The sequence below is a fragment of the Streptomyces hamibioticus genome, from assembly GCF_047946815.1.
Classification (GTDB): domain Bacteria; phylum Actinomycetota; class Actinomycetes; order Streptomycetales; family Streptomycetaceae; genus Streptomyces.
Genome location: NZ_JBKKQY010000001.1, coordinates 6554837 through 6570061, shown reverse-complemented (window position 1 = coordinate 6570061; position 15225 = coordinate 6554837). Strand labels below are relative to the sequence as shown.

Sequence of the window (15225 nt, the reverse complement as noted above, 5' to 3'; positions counted from 1 at the left end):
CCCGAGCCGTGTGGTCGTCCCTCCACCCTGCCACGGTCCCCGAGACGGAGTAGTCCGGCGAGAGATCGGCGCCCCGGCGGGTGAGTGTGGAGTGAACACCCCTAGAGGTGGACCACTTTCTGACCGGGGGGCGAAGGGCCTCCCGGGAGGCGAAAGCAGGCACGGTTCATGGCGACTTTGTGCAGACCCTCGGTGTCCGTTCCAGAGCACGTGATCACGATGGAGGAGACGCTGGACCTGGCGCGTGAGCGCCACGCCGACCACCCCCAACTGCCGCTTGCGCTCCGGCTGATCGAGAACACCGGTGTACGCACACGGCACATCGTTCAGCCCATCGAGGAGACCCTGAAGCATCCCGGCTTCGAGGAGCGGAACAACCTCTACGAGGCCGAGGCGAAGGCCCGGGTCCCGGCGGTGATCCAGCGTGCGCTGGACGACGCGGAGCTGCTCACCACCGACATCGACGTGATCATCTACGTGTCGTGCACGGGGTTCATGATGCCCTCGCTCACGGCGTGGCTGATCAACGAGATGGGCTTCCACAGCACCACCCGGCAGATACCCATCGCCCAGCTGGGCTGCGCGGCGGGCGGCGCGGCGATCAACCGGGCCCACGACTTCTGCACGGCCTATCCCGAGGCCAACGCGCTGATCGTGGCCTGCGAGTTCTGCTCGCTGTGCTATCAGCCCACCGACATCGGTGTCGGCTCCCTGCTCTCCAACGGCCTCTTCGGCGACGGCGTGGCCGCCGCGGTGGTTCGCGGCCAGGGCGGCACCGGCGTCCGGCTGGAGCGCAACGGCTCGTACCTGATCCCCAAGACCGAAGAGTGGATCATGTACGACGTCAAGGCCACCGGCTTCCACTTCCTGCTGGACAAGCGAGTGCCGGCCACCATGGAGCCGCTCGCTCCCGCACTCATGGAACTGGCGGGCAATCACGGCTGGGACGCGTCCGACCTGGACTTCTACGTCGTCCACGCGGGCGGGCCGCGCATCCTGGACGACCTCAGCAAGTTCCTCCAGGTCGATCCGCACGCGTTCCGGTTCAGCCGGGCGACGCTCACGGAGTACGGCAACATCGCCAGCGCGGTCGTCCTGGACGCGCTGCGCCGGCTCTTCGACGAGGGCGGCGCCGAGCCCCGGGCGCGCGGGCTGCTGGCCGGATTCGGTCCCGGTATCACCGCGGAGATGTCCCTGGGCCGCTGGGTGACCGCCGACGAGACACGGGGCGTGCGAACGTGAGTGAAGAGACGATCCCCAAGACGGCGCCGCCCGATCCCGGACCGGGTACGGCACCGCCCGTGCGGGACTGGCCGGCTCTCGATCTGCCCGGCACGGACTTCGACCCGGTGCTGCGCGAACTCATGGCCGAGGGTCCCGTCACCCGGATCTCGCTGCCCAACGGCGAGGGCTGGGCCTGGCTGGTGACCCGCTACGACGACGTACGCATGGTCACCAACGACCCCCGGTTCGGCCGGGAGGCCGTGATGGACCGGCAGGTGACCCGGCTCGCTCCGCACTTCATCCCGGCCCGGGGCGCGGTCGGCTTCCTCGACCCGCCCGACCACACCCGGCTGCGCCGCTCGGTGGCCGCGGCCTTCACGGCCCGGGGCGTGGAGCGGGTGCGCGAGCAGGCCCGTGCCGTTCTCGGCGAGCTGGTCGACGCGATGCTGGCGGAGGGACCGCCCGCCGATCTCACCGAGGCAGTGCTCAGCCCCTTTCCCATCGCGGTGATCTGCGAGCTGATGGGCGTTCCGGCGGCCGACCGGCACGGCATGCACACCTGGACCCAGCTGATCCTGTCCTCCTCGCACGGCGCCGAGGTCAGCGAGAAGGCCAAGCAGGAGATGGGTGCCTACTTCGCCGATCTCATCGGCGTCCGCGAGGACAGCACCGGAGAGGACGTGACCTCACTGCTGGGCACGGCCGTGGGCCGGGGCGAGATCACGCTGGAGGAGGCCGTCGGACTCGCGGTGCTGCTCCAGATCGGCGGCGAGGCGGTCACCAACAACAGCGGGCAGATGTTCTACGTTCTGCTGACCCGGCCGGACCTCGCCGAACGCCTGCGCTCGGAGCCGGAGCTGCGGCCGAAGGCCATCGACGAGCTGCTGCGCTGGATCCCGCACCGCAACGCCGTCGGGCTGTCCCGGATCGCCCTGGAGGACGTGGAGATCCGCGGGGTGCGGATCCGGGCGGGCGACGCGATCTACGTCTCGTACCTGGCCGCCAACCGCGACCCCGACGTCTTCCCGGACCCGGAGACGATCGACTTCTCCCGCAGCCCGAACCCGCACGTCTCCTTCGGTTTCGGCCCGCACTACTGCCCGGGCGGCATGCTGGCCCGGCTGGAGTCCGAACTGCTGGTCGACACGCTCCTGGACCGGGTGCCCGGCATGAAGCTCGCGGTGCCGCCCGAGGACGTGCCCTTCAAGAAGGGCGCGCTGATCCGCGGGCCCGAGGCCCTGCCCGTGACCTGGTGAGCCGCCGATGACGACGACGGAGGGGCTGCTCGTGCCGCCCGGTCACGGCCGGGTCGTCGAGGCGCCGGCCCAGCACGTGACCTTCAAGGTGACCGGCACGCATTCACGCATGGCGTCCACCTTCGAGGTGATCGTGCCGCCGGGCTTCGACGTCGGCGCCCATGTGCACACGCGCAGCGAGGAGCTGTTCTACGTGCTCGAGGGCGAGCTGGACGTGCTCGCCTTCGAGCCGCGGGTCCGCACTCCCGACAACTGGCAGAAGTGGGAGTCCTCGACGGGCAGCCGGGTGGTCCGTGCCACCCCGGGCACGGTCATCGTCGTGCCCCCCGGCTGCCCGCACGCGTTCGCGAACCCGACGGACGACCCGGCGAAGATGTTCTTCCAGGCGTCCCCTCCCCCGGACCACGAGCGCTACTTCGAGGAGCTGCTGGAAATCCTGAGCGAGGGCGGCCCCCCGGATCACGAGGCGATCGAGGCGCTGCGTGCCAAGTACGACATCGAGCAGCTCACGCCTCTGAGACACAGGTGAGTGAGCCCGCGGGACAGAGGCGGGTGAGCCCGCCCGCGCCTCCCCGTCGCTACCGGATCGGCATCCCGGAAACCGTCCGGGCGATCACCAGCCGCTGGATCTCACTCGTTCCCTCGAAGATCGTGTAGATCGCGGCGTCCCGGTGCATCCGCTCCACCGGATACTCCCGCGTGTACCCGTTGCCGCCCAGGATCTGAATGGCCTGGGCGGTCACCTTCTTCGCGGTCTCGCTGGCGAACAGCTTCGACATCGACCCCTCGGCCGCGGTGAACGGCCTGCCGTTGATCGCCATCCACGAGGCCCGCCACACCAGCAGCCGCGCCGCGTCGATCGACGTCCGCATGTCGGCGAGCTGGAAGGCCACGCCCTGGTTGTCGATGATCGGCCGCCCGAACTGCTCCCGCGTCTGGGCGTACTCCAGGGCGACCTCGTAGGCGGCGCGTGCGGTGCCCACCGCCATCGCGCCGACGGCGGGGCGGGACGCCTCGAACGTGGCCATCGCCGCGTTCTTGACACGCTCCCCGCCCTTCTTGGCCTTCTCCCGGGCCCGGGCGAGCCGCTCGTCCAGCTTCTCCTTGCCGCCGAGCAGGCAGGAGCCGGGCACGCGCACGTTGTCGAGGATGACCTCGGCGGTGTGCGAGGCGCGGATGCCGTGCTTCTTGAACTTCTGGCCCTGGGACAGACCGGGTGTGTCCGGCGGAATGATGAAGGAGGCGTGGCCCTTGGAGCCCAGCTCCGGGTCGACGACCGCGACGACCACGTGGACGTTGGCGATGCCGCCGTTGGTCGCCCACGTCTTCGTGCCGTTGATCACCCACTCGTCCTTGGCCTCGTCGTACACCGCGCGGGTGCGCATGGAGGACACGTCGGAGCCGGCGTCGGGCTCGGAGGAGCAGAAGGCGGCGACCTTGACGTCGCTCGCGTCGCCGTACATCTGCGGGATCCAGGTCCCGATCTGCTCCTCGGTGCCGTTGGCGAGGACGCCCACGGCGGCCAGGCCCGTGCCGACGATCGACAGGGCGATGCCGGCGTCGCCCCAGAACAGCTCCTCCATGGCCATCGGGATGCCGAGGCCGGTGGAGTCGAAGTACTGCTGGGCGTAGAAGTCGAGGGAGTAGATGCCGACCTTGGCGGCCTCCTGGATGACCGGCCAGGGAGTCTCCTCACGCTCGTCCCATTCGGCGGCGGCGGGACGGATGACATCGGCGGCGAAGCCATGGAGCCAGTCCCGTACCTCCTTCTGTTCGTCGTTGAGCTCCATGGTGAACTCGGCCATGTCCCCTCCAGCGGTGCACATGCGTGTTACTTGCGGTAACAGGCAGTCTGTTACCCGCGGGTAAGAAAAGTCAACTCCCGGAGACCCGTCGGCAGCCCGTTCGATGTCCGGGGCATCCCAGGTGCTAGTTTGCGCAGGCGTCACCGAATGACCACGGGTGGGGAGAGCACATGGACACCACGCAGCGGACCGATCAGCAGCGGTCGGCCGACCGCCGGCGACGGGAGCTGCTGGAGGCCGCCGACCGGGTGGTGCTGCGCGACGGCCCACAGGCCTCGATGAACGCCATCGCGGCCGAGGCGGGCATCACCAAGCCGATCCTCTACCGGCACTTCGGCGACAAGGGCGGCCTGTACGCCGCGCTCGCCCAGCGGCACACGGACGCCCTCCTCGACTCGCTGCGGGCCGCGCTGGACGCCCCGGCGGACCGGCGGGAGCGCGTCGAGTCCACCCTGGACACGTATCTGGCGGCCATCGAGGCACGCCCGCAGGTGTACCGGTTCCTGATGCATCCGGCGGAGGCCGGCCAGTCCGGCGAACCGGGCTTCGACGTCGGCAAGCACTCGGCGCCGCTGCTGCGCCGGATGGGCGAGGAACTGGGCAAGGTCATCGAGGAGCGGCTGGACCTGGGGCCGGGCAGCGAGCGGCTGGCGCGGGTCTGGGGGCACGGGATCGTCGGGATGATGCATGCGGCCGGGGACTGGTGGCTCGGTGAACGCCCCTGTTCCCGGCAGGAGTTGGTGCGCAGCCTTGCCGATCTGCTGTGGGGGCGGCTGGCCGCGGCGGGGGACAGAGCAGGGGGGCCGGCGTTCTGACCGCTGCGCGTCGGGCGCGGGTGGTCCCAGGCCGGGCGCGCGGTTCCCCGTACCCCCGGGCGGCCCCGCTCACCGGCGCCAGGAGGCCCGGGCCGCCTGGCGCATGAGCCTTCTGCGACGCCAGCCCGTGAGGTGGTCGGCGTACAGGCGCCCCTCCAGATGGTCGCACTCGTGCTGGAGGCACCGCGCGAAAAAGCCCGTCCCGTGCACGGTGACCGGCTCACCCGTCACCGTGACGCCCTCGACCACGGCGTGGTCGTGACGCTCCGTGCCCGCCTCCAGGCCCGGGAGGGACAGACAGCCCTCCGGCCCGCGCAGGACCACACCGTCGGTCTCGACCAGACGCGGGTTGACAACGTGCCCCAGGTGGCGCACGTCCTCGTCGTCCGGGCAGTCGTAGACGAAGACCCGCAGCGGTACGCCCACCTGGTTGGCGGCCAGGCCCACGCCGCGCGCGGCGTACATGGTCGCGAACAAGTCCTCCACGAGACCCGCCAGTTCGGGGCCGAAGTCGGTGACCTCGCGGCACGGCTCGCGCAGTACCGTGTCACCGAGCAGGGTCAGGGGCCGTACGCGCCCGCGGGCGCCCGGGATCGAGCCGTGTCGCATGGCGGCCAGGGTACGGTCCCCACGGTCCGCGCCCGCCTCGCGGACCGCGCGGGGCCGCGGGGCGGTGCCGCGATTCGGGCGCGCGAATGGATCTCGATAGGCTGACGTCCACACCACGTGGCCGTCAGGCTTCACAGGCTTCAGGCGCGGCGCGTACGCAAGGAGGATCGAGAACTGATGGCAGGCAACTCGGACCCGCTTTCGCCGCGGGCCAAGCTGGCCGTGACCGCCGGCAAGGCGGTCGCGGCGGCATCGCGCGCCGCGGGACGCGGCAGCGGTTCGGTGATCGGCGGCCGGGTCGCGCTCAGACTCGACCCCGACCTCCTCGCCCGGCTCGCCCAGAATCTGGACGTCGTGCTGGTCTCGGCGACCAACGGCAAGACCACCACCACCCGGCTCATCGCCGAGGCCCTGCGGGCCGCGGGCCCGGTCGTGTCCAACGCGCTCGGCGCCAACATGCCGGCCGGCATCACCTCGGCCCTCGCCGGCAACTCGGACGCCCGCTACGGCGTGATCGAGGTCGACGAGAAGTACCTCGCCGGGGTCGCCAGGGACACCGACCCCAAGTGCATCGCGCTGCTCAACCTCTCCCGTGACCAGCTCGACCGCGCCGCCGAGACCCGGATGCTCGCCGAGAACTGGCGGGAGGGCCTGGCCGGTTCCAAGGCGGTCGTCGTCGCCAACTGCGACGACCCGCTGGTCGTGTGGGCCGCCTCCTCCTCGCCCAACGTCGTCTGGGTGGCCGCGGGCCAGATGTGGAAGGACGACGCCTGGTCCTGCCCGTCCTGCGGCGGTGTGATGCAGCGCCCCGGCGACGACTGGTTCTGCGGCGAGTGCGGCTTCCGCCGGCCCACCCCGAGCTGGGCACTGTCCGGCGACCACGTCCTCGACCCGCACGGCTCCGCCTGGCCGATCCACCTCCAGCTGCCGGGCCGCGCCAACAAGGCCAACGCCGCCTCGTCGGCCGCCGTCGCGGCCGTCTTCGGGGTGCCGCCGCAGGTCGCCCTGGAACGCATGTACCAGGTGCAGGCGGTGGCCGGGCGGTACGACGTCGTGCAGTTCCAGGGACGGGACCTCAGGCTGCTGCTGGCGAAGAACCCTGCCGGCTGGCTGGAGACGTTCTCCCTGATCGACCCGCCGCCGACCCCCGTGATCCTCTCGGTGAACGCCCGCGGCGCCGACGGCACCGACACCTCCTGGCTGTGGGACGTCGACTACACCCGGCTGTCCGGCCATCCGATCTGCGTGATCGGTGACCGGCGGCTGGACCTCGCGGTGCGCCTGGAGGTGGCGAACCAGCAGTTCCAGGTGTGCGAGACCCTCGACCAGGCGGTGCAGCAGTGCCCGCCCGGCCGGATCGAGGTCATCGCGAACTACACCGCCTTCCAGGACCTGCGCCGCCGCGTCGGCAACTGACCGCACGACTTCAGGGGACTTTCGTGAGCGACAACCAACTGCGGGTCGTCTGGATCTACCCGGACCTGCTCAGCACCTACGGCGACCAGGGCAACGTCCTGGTCGTGGAGCGCCGGGCCCGGCAGCGCGGCCTCGACGTGGCCCGGCTGGACGTGCGCAGCGACCAGGCCATCCCGACCTCCGGCGACATCTACCTGATCGGCGGCGGTGAGGACCGGCCGCAGCGGCTCGCGGCCGAGCGGCTGCGCCGCGACGGAGGGCTGCACCGGGCCGTGGAGAACGGCGCCATCGTCTTCTCGGTCTGCGCCGGCTACCAGATCCTCGGCCACGAGTTCGTCAACGACCTCGGCCAGCGCGAGCCGGGCCTCGGTCTGCTCGACGTGGTCTCGGTGCGGGGCGAGGGCGCCCGGTGTGTCGGTGACGTGCTCGGCGACATCGATCCGCGCCTGGGCCTGCCCCCGCTGACCGGCTTCGAGAACCACCAGGGCGTCACCCATCTGGGCCCGACCGCCCGCCCGCTCGCCCAGGTCCGCTTCGGCAACGGCAACGGCACGGGCGACGGCACGGAGGGCGCGTACAACGACACGGTCTTCGGGACGTACATGCACGGGCCGGTGCTGGCCCGCAACCCGCAGATCGCGGACCTGCTGCTGAAGCTGGCCCTGGACGTGAACGCGCTGCCGCCGACCGACGACCGCTGGTACGAGGCGCTCCGCAACGAGCGCATCGCGGCTGCGCAGCAGCCTGCGTAGGCACCGCTGCGCAGCAGCCTGCGTAGACACCGTTGCGCAGCGGCTCGCACAGGTGAGCGGGCGCGTCCAGCTGGCGGACGCGTTGTTCGGCCCCGCCGCTCGGTGCCGCTAGGGTGGCGGGGATCGAGCCGGACAGCGCGGTCCGGTCCCCGTGCCCAGTTGAGAAGGTTTATCGGGCTATGCGCATTGGTGTCCTCACGTCCGGCGGCGACTGTCCCGGCCTGAACGCCGTCATCCGGTCCGTCGTACACCGCGCCGTCGCCGACCACGGCGACGAGGTCATCGGCTTCCGGGACGGCTGGAAGGGCCTGTTGGAGTGTGACTGGCTCAAGCTCGACCTCGACGCGGTGGGCGGCATCCTGGCCCGCGGCGGCACCATCCTCGGCTCCTCCCGGGTCCGGCCCGAGCATCTGCGGGACGGTGTGCAGCGGGCCAGGGGTCACGTCCGGGAACTCGGCCTCGACGCGATCATCCCGATCGGCGGCGAGGGCACGCTGAAGGCGGCCCGGCTGCTGTCCGACAACGGTCTGCCGATAGTCGGCGTGCCGAAGACCATCGACAACGACATCGCGGTCACGGACGTCACCTTCGGCTTCGACACCGCCGTGACGGTGGCGACCGAGGCGCTGGACCGGCTGAAGACCACCGCCGAGTCCCACCAGCGGGTGCTGATCGTGGAGGTCATGGGCCGCCACACCGGCTGGATCGCGCTGCACTCCGGCATGGCGGCCGGCGCCCACGCCGTCGTCGTGCCCGAGCGGCCCTTCGACATCGACGAGCTGACCGCCAAGGTCGGCGAGCGGTTCGCGGCGGGCAAGCGGTTCGCGATCGTCGTCGCCGCGGAGGGGGCCAAGCCGAGGCCGGGCACCATGGACTTCGACGAGGGCGGCAAGGACATCTACGGCCACGAGCGGTTCGCCGGTATCGCCCGGCAGCTCTCGGTCGAGCTGGAGCACCGGCTCGGCAAGGAGGCCCGACCGGTCATCCTGGGACACGTCCAGCGCGGCGGGACGCCCACGGCGTACGACCGGGTGCTGGCGACGCGGTTCGGGTGGCACGCGGTGGAGGCGGTGCACCGGGGCGAGTTCGGGCGGATGACGGCGCTGCGCGGGACGGACATCGTGACGGTGCCGCTCGCCGACGCGGTCGAGACGCTGAAGACGGTGCCGGACGCCCGGTACGCGGAAGCGGAGTGCGTGCTCTGACCCCTGGCGCGTCGAGCCCGGCCCCCTGAGGCCGGCTTTCCCGCCCCCGGTCGCAACAGCGGCCGGGGGCGGTTCTAGTCTTGGCTCGGACAGACAGCGCTCAACCCCCACGAAACAGGAGCCGGCGGATGGATCACAGCGGGCACGGCATGACGATGGATCTGCCGCCGTTCACGCTGGGGCGGGGCCTGGAGTGGTCCACCGACCCGTTCTTCCTGATCGCCTGCCTGCTCGGACTGGCGCTGTACGGCTGGGGCGTCGCCCGGCTGGTGCGGCGCGGCGACCGGTGGCCGGTGGGGCGGACCGTCGCGTACGTCGTCGGTGTGCTCAGCGTCGTGCTGATGATGTGCACCAAGCTCAACGACTACGGCATGGTCATGTTCAGCGTGCACATGGTGCAGCACATGGTCATCAGCATGGTGTCGCCGATCCTGATCCTGCTCGGCGCCCCGATCACGCTCGCACTGCGCGCGCTGCCGCCGGCGGGCCGGGGCCGCAAGGGCCCGCGCGAGCTGCTGCTGATGCTGCTGCACAGCCGCTACATCCGGGTGATCACGCACCCGGCCTTCACCATCCCGCTGTTCATCGCCAGCCTGTACGGGCTGTACTTCACGCCCCTCTTCGACTTCCTCATGGGCTCCAAGGCGGGGCACATCGCGATGATGGTGCACTTCCTCGCCGTCGGCCTGGTGTTCTTCTGGCCGATCATGGGCGTGGACCCGGGTCCGCACCGTCCCGGGTACCTGATGCGGATGCTGGAGCTGTTCGCGGGCATGCCGTTCCACGCCTTCTTCGGCATCGCGCTGATGATGGCGTCCACGACCATGGTCAAGACGTTCGACAACCCGCCCGCCTCGCTCGGCGTCGACCCGCTCTCCGAGCAGAACGCGGCCGGCGGCATCGCCTGGGCGTTCAGCGAGATCCCGTCGGTGCTGGTGCTGATCGCGCTGCTGTTCCAGTGGTACGCCTCCGACCAGCGGCAGGCCCGGCGCTCCGACCGCGCCGCCGACCGTGACGGCGACAAGGAGCTGGAGGCCTACAACGCCTACCTGGCCTCGCTGAACGCCCGGGGGAACTGAGCGGCGGCGCCCCGGGGGAAGCGGGCGCGGCCGGCGCACGTTCTCGCCGTCCCGGGCGCACCGGCGCGAAACCGGGGCACCATGGAGGGGAACGGACGACGAGGAGGGTGCCGTGATGCCCGGTGCGACGGACAGTTCCACGAAGACGATGGGGGTGTTGACCCTCGGCGGCCTGGTGGCGGTGACGGCCTATACGGTCGCGCTGGGCAGCAACGGCTGGCTGTGGTTCGGCTGGGTCGTTCTGGGCCTGCTCACGCTGGGGATGGTCGCCACCCGGCCCTGATCCTCACGGGCCGCTGAGCCAGCCACCCGAGTGCACGCCCGGCTGGTACTTCGGCAGCCGGACGGTGATCTTCATGCCCGCGCCGACGGCCGTCTCGATGACCAGGCCGTGGTCGTCGCCGTACACCTGGCGGAGCCGGTCGTCGACGTTGGACAGGCCGATGCCGCCCGACGGGCTGACCTCCCGGGCGAGGATGCGGCGCAGCAGGCCGGGGTCCATGCCGGCGCCGTCGTCCTCGATGACGACGAGGGCCTCGGCGCCCGCGTCCTGCGCGGTGATCTGGATGTGGCAGCGGTCGGACTTGCCCTCCAGGCCGTGCTTGACGGCGTTCTCGACGAGCGGCTGGAGGCAGAGGAAGGGCAGGGCGACCGGCAGTACCTCCGGGGCGATCTGGAGGGTGACCGCGAGGCGGTCGCCGAAGCGGGCCCGCACCAGTGCCAGGTAGTGGTCGATGGCGTGCAGCTCGTCGGCGAGGGTGGTGAAGTCGCCGTGCCGGCGGAACGAGTAGCGGGTGAAGTCGGCGAACTCCAGCAGCAGCTCCCGGGCGCGCTCGGGGTCGGTGCGGACGAAGGACGCGATCACCGCGAGCGAGTTGAAGATGAAGTGCGGGGAGATCTGGGCGCGCAGGGCGCGGATCTCGGCCTCGATGAGGCGGGTGCGGGACTGGTCCAGGTCGGCCAGCTCCAGCTGGACGGAGACCCAGCGGGCCACCTCCCCCGCGGCGCGGACCAGGACGGCGGACTCGCGGGGCGCGCAGGCCACCAGGGTGCCGAGTACCCGGTCGTCGACGGTGAGCGGGGCGACGACGGCCCAGCGGGCCGCGCAGTCGGGGGTGTCGCAGCTGAGCGGGAAGGCCTCGCCGCGGCCGGTCTCCAGTGGTCCGGCGAGGCGGTCCATGATCTCGGTGCGGTGGTGGCCGCCGACGCCGTCCCAGACCAGGACCTCCTTCTCGTCGGTCAGGCACAGCGCGTCGGTGCCGAGCAGGGAGCGCAGCTTGCGGGCCGATCTGCGGGCGGTGTCCTCGGTCAGTCCGGCACGCAGCGGGGGTGCGGCGAGCGAGGCGGTGTGCAGGGTCTGGAAGGTGGCGTGCTCGACGGGGGTGCCGAGGCCGCCGAGGCTCTGCGGGCGGGCGGTGCGCCGGCCCAGCCAGAAGCCGGCCGCGAGCAGCGGCAGCGCCGCGACGCACAGGCCCGCCAGGAAGCCGCTCATGCCGTCACCTCCGTGCGCAGTTCCTCGGTGCGCAGTTCCTCGGGAAGGTGGAACCGGGCGAGGATCGCCGCCGTCCCGGCCGGGACCCGGCCCGGCGTGGCCAGCGACACCAGGACCATGGTGAGGAAGCCCAGCGGCACCGACCACAGCGCGGGCCAGGCCAGCAGGGCGTGCAGCGCGCCGCCGCCCGGGAAGCCGGCCATGGTCGCGGCGACGGCGACCAGCGCGGACCCGCCGCCGACCAGCATCCCGGCCGCCGCGCCCGGCGGGGTCAGCCGCCGCCACCAGATGCCGAGGACGAGCAGCGGGCAGAAGGAGGAGGCGGACACGGCGAAGGCGAGGCCGACGGCGTCGGCCACCGGCAGCCCGCCGACCAGGACGCTCGCCGCCAGCGGCGCGGCCATGGCCAGCGCGGTACCGAGCCGGAAGTGCCGGACGCCGCGGGAGGGCAGCACGTCCTGGGTGAGCACCCCGGCGACGGCCATGGTCAGGCCGGACGCGGTGGACAGGAACGCGGCGAAGGCGCCGCCCGCGACCAGCGCCCCGAGCAGGTCGCCGCCCACTCCCCCGATCATCCGGTCGGGCAGCAGCAGGACGGCGGCGTCCGCGTCGCCGGTGAGGGTCAGCTCGGGGGCGTAGAGGCGGCCGAGGGCGCCGTAGACGGGCGGGAGCAGGTAGAAGGCGCCGATCAGGCCGAGGACGGCGACGGTGGTGCGGCGGGCGGCGACGCCGTGCGGGCTGGTGTAGAAGCGGACGACGACGTGCGGGAGGCCCATGGTGCCGAGGAAGGTGGCGAGGATCAGTCCGTACGTGGCGTACAGCGGGCGTTCGGTGCGGCTCTCGGCCCGGGAGGGCGACAGGGCGTCGTCTGCGCCGCGTCCGGCGGGCGGGACGGCGGTGCCCTCGGCGAAGGTGAGGCGGGTGCCGGCGTCGATGTGGTGGGTGCCGGTGGGCAGGTCGAGGCGGGTGCCGTCGTGGGTGCGGCCGTCGACGGTGCCGTCGACCGTCACGGTGAGCGGCTGCTCCAGCTTCAGGGTGAGGCTGTCCTCGACGCGGACCGAGCGCTGCTCGCGGAACGTGGCCGGTTCGTCGAAGGCGCGGCTGGGCGCTCCGTCGCCCTGCCACGCCAGGATCAGGAAGAGGGCGGGGACCAGCAGGGCGGTGAGTTTCAGCCAGTACTGGAAGGCCTGCACGAAGGTGATGCTGCGCATGCCGCCCGCGGCGACGGTGGCGGTGACGACGACGGCGACGATCACGCCGCCGAGCCAGTCGGGGGCGTCGGTGAGCACGGTGAGGGTCAGCCCGGCGCCCTGGAGCTGGGGCAGCAGGTAGAGCCAGCCGACGCCGACGACGAAGGCTCCGGCGAGGCGGCGGACGGCCTGGGAGGCGAGCCGGGCCTCGGCGAAGTCGGGCAGCGTGTAGGCGCCGGAGCGGCGCAGCGGGGCGGCGACGAACAGCAGCAGCACCAGATAGCCGGCGGTGTAGCCGACCGGGTACCAGAGCATGTCGGGGCCCTGGACCAGGACCAGGCCGGCGATGCCGAGGAAGGACGCGGCGGAGAGGTACTCGCCGCTGATGGCGGCGGCGTTGAGGCGGGGCCCGACGGTGCGGGAGGCGACGTAGAAGTCGGAGGTGGTGCGGGAGATGCGCAGGCCGAAGGCGCCGACGAGGACGGTGGCGACGACGACCAGGGCGACGGCGGTGACGGCGTAGCTGGAGTTCATGGGGCGGGCGTCGCGTTCATGACGTTCGTGACGTTCATCGGTCTTCGACGAGGCGGACGAGCGCGCGCTCGTTGCGTTCGGCGCGGCGCACGTACCAGCGGGCGAGCAGGACGAGCGGGACGTACAGGCCGAAGCCGAGGATCGCCCACTCCAGGCGGCGGGCGTCCGGGGCCGCCGCGAAGACCAGCGGCAGCGGGCCGATGAGCAGCACCAGGACGGCGCAGACGGCGAGGGCGGCGCGCAGCTGGGTGCGCATCAGGGAGCGGACGTAGGTGTGGCCGAGGGTGGTCTGCTCCTCGATCTCGGTGCGGGGGCGGTAGTAGCCGGAGACCGGGCGGCTGCGCCGGGGCGGGCCGGTGACGACGACGCGGCGCTCGGCGGGGTTCGGCATGTCAGGGCCTCCTCATCAGCAGGTCCCGCAGTTCGCGGGCGTGGCGGCGGCTGACCTGGAGTTCCTCGGTACCGATCAGGACGCTGACGGTGCCGGCGTCCAGGCGGAGTTCGCCGATGTGGCGCAGGGCGACCAGATGGCGGCGGTGGATGCGGACGAAGCCGCGGGAGCGCCAGCGCTCCTCCAGGGTGGACAGGGGGATGCGGACCAGGTGGCTGCCCTTGTCGGTGTGCAGTCGGGCGTAGTCGCCCTGGGCCTCGACGTGGGTGATGTCGTCGACGGCGACGAACCGGGTCACGCCGCCCAGCTCGACGGGTATGTGGTCGGGGTCGGGCTCGTGCACGGGTATGTTCGGGGCGGCGGTGGCGAGGGCGGTGCCGCGCAGTTCGGCGGCGCGGCGGACGGCCTCGGCGAGGCGTTCCCTGCGGACGGGTTTGAGCACGTAGTCGACGGCCTTGAGGTCGAAGGCCTGTACGGCGAAGTCCTCGTGCGCGGTGACGAACACGACCAGCGGGGGCCGGGCGAACCCGGTGAGCAGCCGGGCGAGGTCGAGTCCGTCGAGGCCGGGCATCTGGATGTCGAGGAAGACGACGTCGATGGCCTCGGGGCCGTCCGGGCCGGACTCCAGCGCGCGGTTGATGCGGCGCAGCGCCTCGGTGGCGTCGCCGGCGCCCTCGGCGGCGGTGATCCGCGGGTCCGCGGTGAGCAGGTACACCAGTTCCTCGAGCGAGGGGCGTTCGTCGTCGACAGCCAGGACGCGCAGCATGAACGTGGAGTGTAGGGGCGATCCGACGCCGGCACACGTGCCCGGCGCGGACGTATCCGCTGGATACAGTGCCCGCATGAACAGCAGGCCCGCTCCGTTCGACGAACTCGACCGGAAGATCATCACCGCGCTGATGGCGAACGCCAGGACGTCCTTCGCCGAGATCGGCGCGGAGGTGGGGCTGTCCGCGACGGCGGTCAAGCGCCGGGTGGACCGGCTGCGGGAGACCGGGGTGATCACCGGGTTCACGGCCACGGTGAAGCCGTCGGCGCTGGGCTGGCGCACCGAGGCGTATGTGGAGGTGTACTGCGAGGGGGCGGCGCCGCCGCGGCGGCTGGCGGAGGTGGTGCGCAACCATCCGGAGATCACGGCGGCGATGACGGTGACGGGCGGCGCGGACGCGCTGCTGCACGTGCGGGCGCGGGACGTGGAGCACTTCGAGGAGGTGCTGGAACGCATCCGAGCGGAGCCGTTCATCCGCAAGACGATCAGTGTGATGGTGTTGTCCCATCTGATCCCGGACAGTCCGGAGGCGGGTGCGAGTCACCCTGCCCCGGAGGGCGCCGCCACGGGCGCAGCAGACGTGCGCTGAACGGGCCGGCAACGCAGCGATCCTGCGCGAACGCGCAGCTTTTCTTCCTTGTCGCCCGTCGGCGTCGCTTCCTACCGTGGTGTCACCCCCCAGTCACCA

15 protein-coding genes and 1 pseudogene are annotated in these 15225 nt (G+C 71.8%); 10 read left to right on the top strand and 6 right to left on the bottom strand.

Features of this window, described 5'->3' with window-relative positions; translation table 11 throughout:
• Positions 1–162: 162 nt before the first annotated feature.
• The 3 genes and pseudogenes from ACLGIH_RS29940 to ACLGIH_RS29930 all read left to right on the top strand — a co-directional run.
• Positions 163–1242 (top strand): annotated as a pseudogene (locus tag ACLGIH_RS29940) (type III polyketide synthase); the annotation flags it as partial.
• The gene (locus tag ACLGIH_RS29935) at positions 1239–2480 is read left to right on the top strand and encodes a cytochrome P450 (RefSeq protein WP_416528399.1); all 1242 of its coding nucleotides are present in this window, start codon (positions 1239–1241) and stop codon (positions 2478–2480) included. The pseudogene ACLGIH_RS29940 and the gene ACLGIH_RS29935, both read left to right, overlap by 4 nt.
• A 7-nt stretch (positions 2481–2487) precedes the next feature.
• Positions 2488–3009 carry a cupin domain-containing protein gene (locus ACLGIH_RS29930; protein WP_416528398.1) on the top strand — a complete coding sequence of 174 codons (522 nt, stop codon included), beginning with the start codon at positions 2488–2490 and terminating at the stop codon, positions 3007–3009.
• A gap of 49 nt (positions 3010–3058) precedes the next feature.
• On the opposite strand, the gene ACLGIH_RS29925 is transcribed toward ACLGIH_RS29930, so the two are convergent.
• Positions 3059–4285, bottom strand: a complete 1227-nt coding sequence (locus ACLGIH_RS29925; RefSeq protein WP_416528397.1) for an acyl-CoA dehydrogenase family protein — start codon at positions 4283–4285, stop codon at positions 3059–3061.
• A gap of 170 nt (positions 4286–4455) precedes the next feature.
• On the opposite strand from ACLGIH_RS29925, the gene ACLGIH_RS29920 reads away from it, so the two are divergent.
• Positions 4456–5100: a TetR/AcrR family transcriptional regulator gene (locus ACLGIH_RS29920; protein WP_416528396.1), complete on the top strand. Its 645-nt coding sequence runs from the start codon at positions 4456–4458 to the stop codon at positions 5098–5100.
• A gap of 69 nt (positions 5101–5169) precedes the next feature.
• On the opposite strand, the gene def is transcribed toward ACLGIH_RS29920, so the two are convergent.
• Positions 5170–5709 carry a peptide deformylase gene (gene def / locus ACLGIH_RS29915; RefSeq protein WP_416528395.1) on the bottom strand — a complete coding sequence of 180 codons (540 nt, stop codon included), beginning with the start codon at positions 5707–5709 and terminating at the stop codon, positions 5170–5172.
• A 177-nt stretch (positions 5710–5886) separates the two neighbouring features.
• Between def and ACLGIH_RS29910 the strand changes: the two genes are divergently transcribed.
• From ACLGIH_RS29910 to ACLGIH_RS29890, 5 genes are all read left to right on the top strand, one after another.
• The gene (locus ACLGIH_RS29910) at positions 5887–7125 is read left to right on the top strand and encodes a MurT ligase domain-containing protein (RefSeq protein ID WP_416528394.1); all 1239 of its coding nucleotides are present in this window, start codon (positions 5887–5889) and stop codon (positions 7123–7125) included.
• A 23-nt stretch (positions 7126–7148) separates the two neighbouring features.
• Positions 7149–7877 carry a type 1 glutamine amidotransferase gene (locus ACLGIH_RS29905; protein WP_416528393.1) on the top strand — a complete coding sequence of 243 codons (729 nt, stop codon included), beginning with the start codon at positions 7149–7151 and terminating at the stop codon, positions 7875–7877.
• Between the two features lie 179 nt (positions 7878–8056).
• Complete coding sequence (locus tag ACLGIH_RS29900; RefSeq protein WP_416528392.1) at positions 8057–9082, top strand: 6-phosphofructokinase; 1026 nt, start codon at positions 8057–8059, stop codon at positions 9080–9082.
• Positions 9083–9210: 128 nt separating this feature from the next.
• Positions 9211–10161 (top strand): cytochrome c oxidase assembly protein, encoded by a 951-nt coding sequence (locus ACLGIH_RS29895; RefSeq protein ID WP_416528391.1) that lies wholly within the window; start codon positions 9211–9213, stop codon positions 10159–10161.
• A 148-nt stretch (positions 10162–10309) separates the two neighbouring features.
• Complete coding sequence (locus ACLGIH_RS29890; RefSeq protein ID WP_416529577.1) at positions 10310–10444, top strand: hypothetical protein; 135 nt, start codon at positions 10310–10312, stop codon at positions 10442–10444.
• Positions 10445–10447: 3 nt separating this feature from the next.
• On the opposite strand, the gene ACLGIH_RS29885 is transcribed toward ACLGIH_RS29890, so the two are convergent.
• From ACLGIH_RS29885 to ACLGIH_RS29870, 4 genes are read right to left on the bottom strand one after another with little or no spacing between them, the layout of a single operon-like run.
• The gene (locus ACLGIH_RS29885; RefSeq protein ID WP_416528390.1) at positions 10448–11653 is read right to left on the bottom strand and encodes a sensor histidine kinase; all 1206 of its coding nucleotides are present in this window, start codon (positions 11651–11653) and stop codon (positions 10448–10450) included.
• Positions 11650–13377, bottom strand: coding sequence for a sodium/solute symporter (locus ACLGIH_RS29880; protein ID WP_416528389.1), 1728 nt, complete (start codon positions 13375–13377; stop codon positions 11650–11652). The genes ACLGIH_RS29885 and ACLGIH_RS29880 overlap by 4 nt, the downstream gene beginning before the upstream one ends.
• Before the next feature lie 34 nt (positions 13378–13411).
• Positions 13412–13768 (bottom strand): DUF485 domain-containing protein, encoded by a 357-nt coding sequence (locus tag ACLGIH_RS29875; protein WP_416528388.1) that lies wholly within the window; start codon positions 13766–13768, stop codon positions 13412–13414.
• 1 nt (position 13769) lies between these two features.
• Entirely contained in the window at positions 13770–14534 is a 765-nt protein-coding gene (locus ACLGIH_RS29870; protein WP_416528387.1) for a LytR/AlgR family response regulator transcription factor, read from the bottom strand.
• Positions 14535–14610: 76 nt separating this feature from the next.
• Here ACLGIH_RS29870 and ACLGIH_RS29865 point away from each other — a divergent pair, with 76 nt between their 5' ends.
• A complete protein-coding gene (locus tag ACLGIH_RS29865; RefSeq protein WP_416528386.1) occupies positions 14611–15126 on the top strand; it encodes an Lrp/AsnC family transcriptional regulator in 516 nt (171 codons plus the stop codon).
• The last annotated feature ends 99 nt before the right edge of the window (positions 15127–15225 follow it).

Excerpts from the sequence above, each read along its gene's own strand:
- ACLGIH_RS29870 (WP_416528387.1), bottom strand. The coding sequence starts at position 14,534 with ATGCTGCGCGTCCTGGCTGTCGACGACGAACGCCCCTCGCTCGAGGAA.
- ACLGIH_RS29865 (WP_416528386.1), top strand. The coding sequence starts at position 14,611 with ATGAACAGCAGGCCCGCTCCGTTCGACGAACTCGACCGGAAGATCATC.
- ACLGIH_RS29875 (WP_416528388.1), bottom strand. The coding sequence starts at position 13,768 with ATGCCGAACCCCGCCGAGCGCCGCGTCGTCGTCACCGGCCCGCCCCGG.
- ACLGIH_RS29920 (WP_416528396.1), top strand. The coding sequence starts at position 4,456 with ATGGACACCACGCAGCGGACCGATCAGCAGCGGTCGGCCGACCGCCGG.
- ACLGIH_RS29900 (WP_416528392.1), top strand. The coding sequence starts at position 8,057 with ATGCGCATTGGTGTCCTCACGTCCGGCGGCGACTGTCCCGGCCTGAAC.
- ACLGIH_RS29930 (WP_416528398.1), top strand. The coding sequence starts at position 2,488 with ATGACGACGACGGAGGGGCTGCTCGTGCCGCCCGGTCACGGCCGGGTC.
- ACLGIH_RS29885 (WP_416528390.1), bottom strand. The coding sequence starts at position 11,653 with ATGAGCGGCTTCCTGGCGGGCCTGTGCGTCGCGGCGCTGCCGCTGCTC.
- ACLGIH_RS29910 (WP_416528394.1), top strand. The coding sequence starts at position 5,887 with ATGGCAGGCAACTCGGACCCGCTTTCGCCGCGGGCCAAGCTGGCCGTG.
- ACLGIH_RS29880 (WP_416528389.1), bottom strand. The coding sequence starts at position 13,377 with ATGAACTCCAGCTACGCCGTCACCGCCGTCGCCCTGGTCGTCGTCGCC.
- ACLGIH_RS29895 (WP_416528391.1), top strand. The coding sequence starts at position 9,211 with ATGGATCACAGCGGGCACGGCATGACGATGGATCTGCCGCCGTTCACG.
- ACLGIH_RS29890 (WP_416529577.1), top strand. The coding sequence starts at position 10,310 with ATGGGGGTGTTGACCCTCGGCGGCCTGGTGGCGGTGACGGCCTATACG.
- ACLGIH_RS29925 (WP_416528397.1), bottom strand. The coding sequence starts at position 4,285 with ATGGCCGAGTTCACCATGGAGCTCAACGACGAACAGAAGGAGGTACGG.
- def (WP_416528395.1), bottom strand. The coding sequence starts at position 5,709 with ATGCGACACGGCTCGATCCCGGGCGCCCGCGGGCGCGTACGGCCCCTG.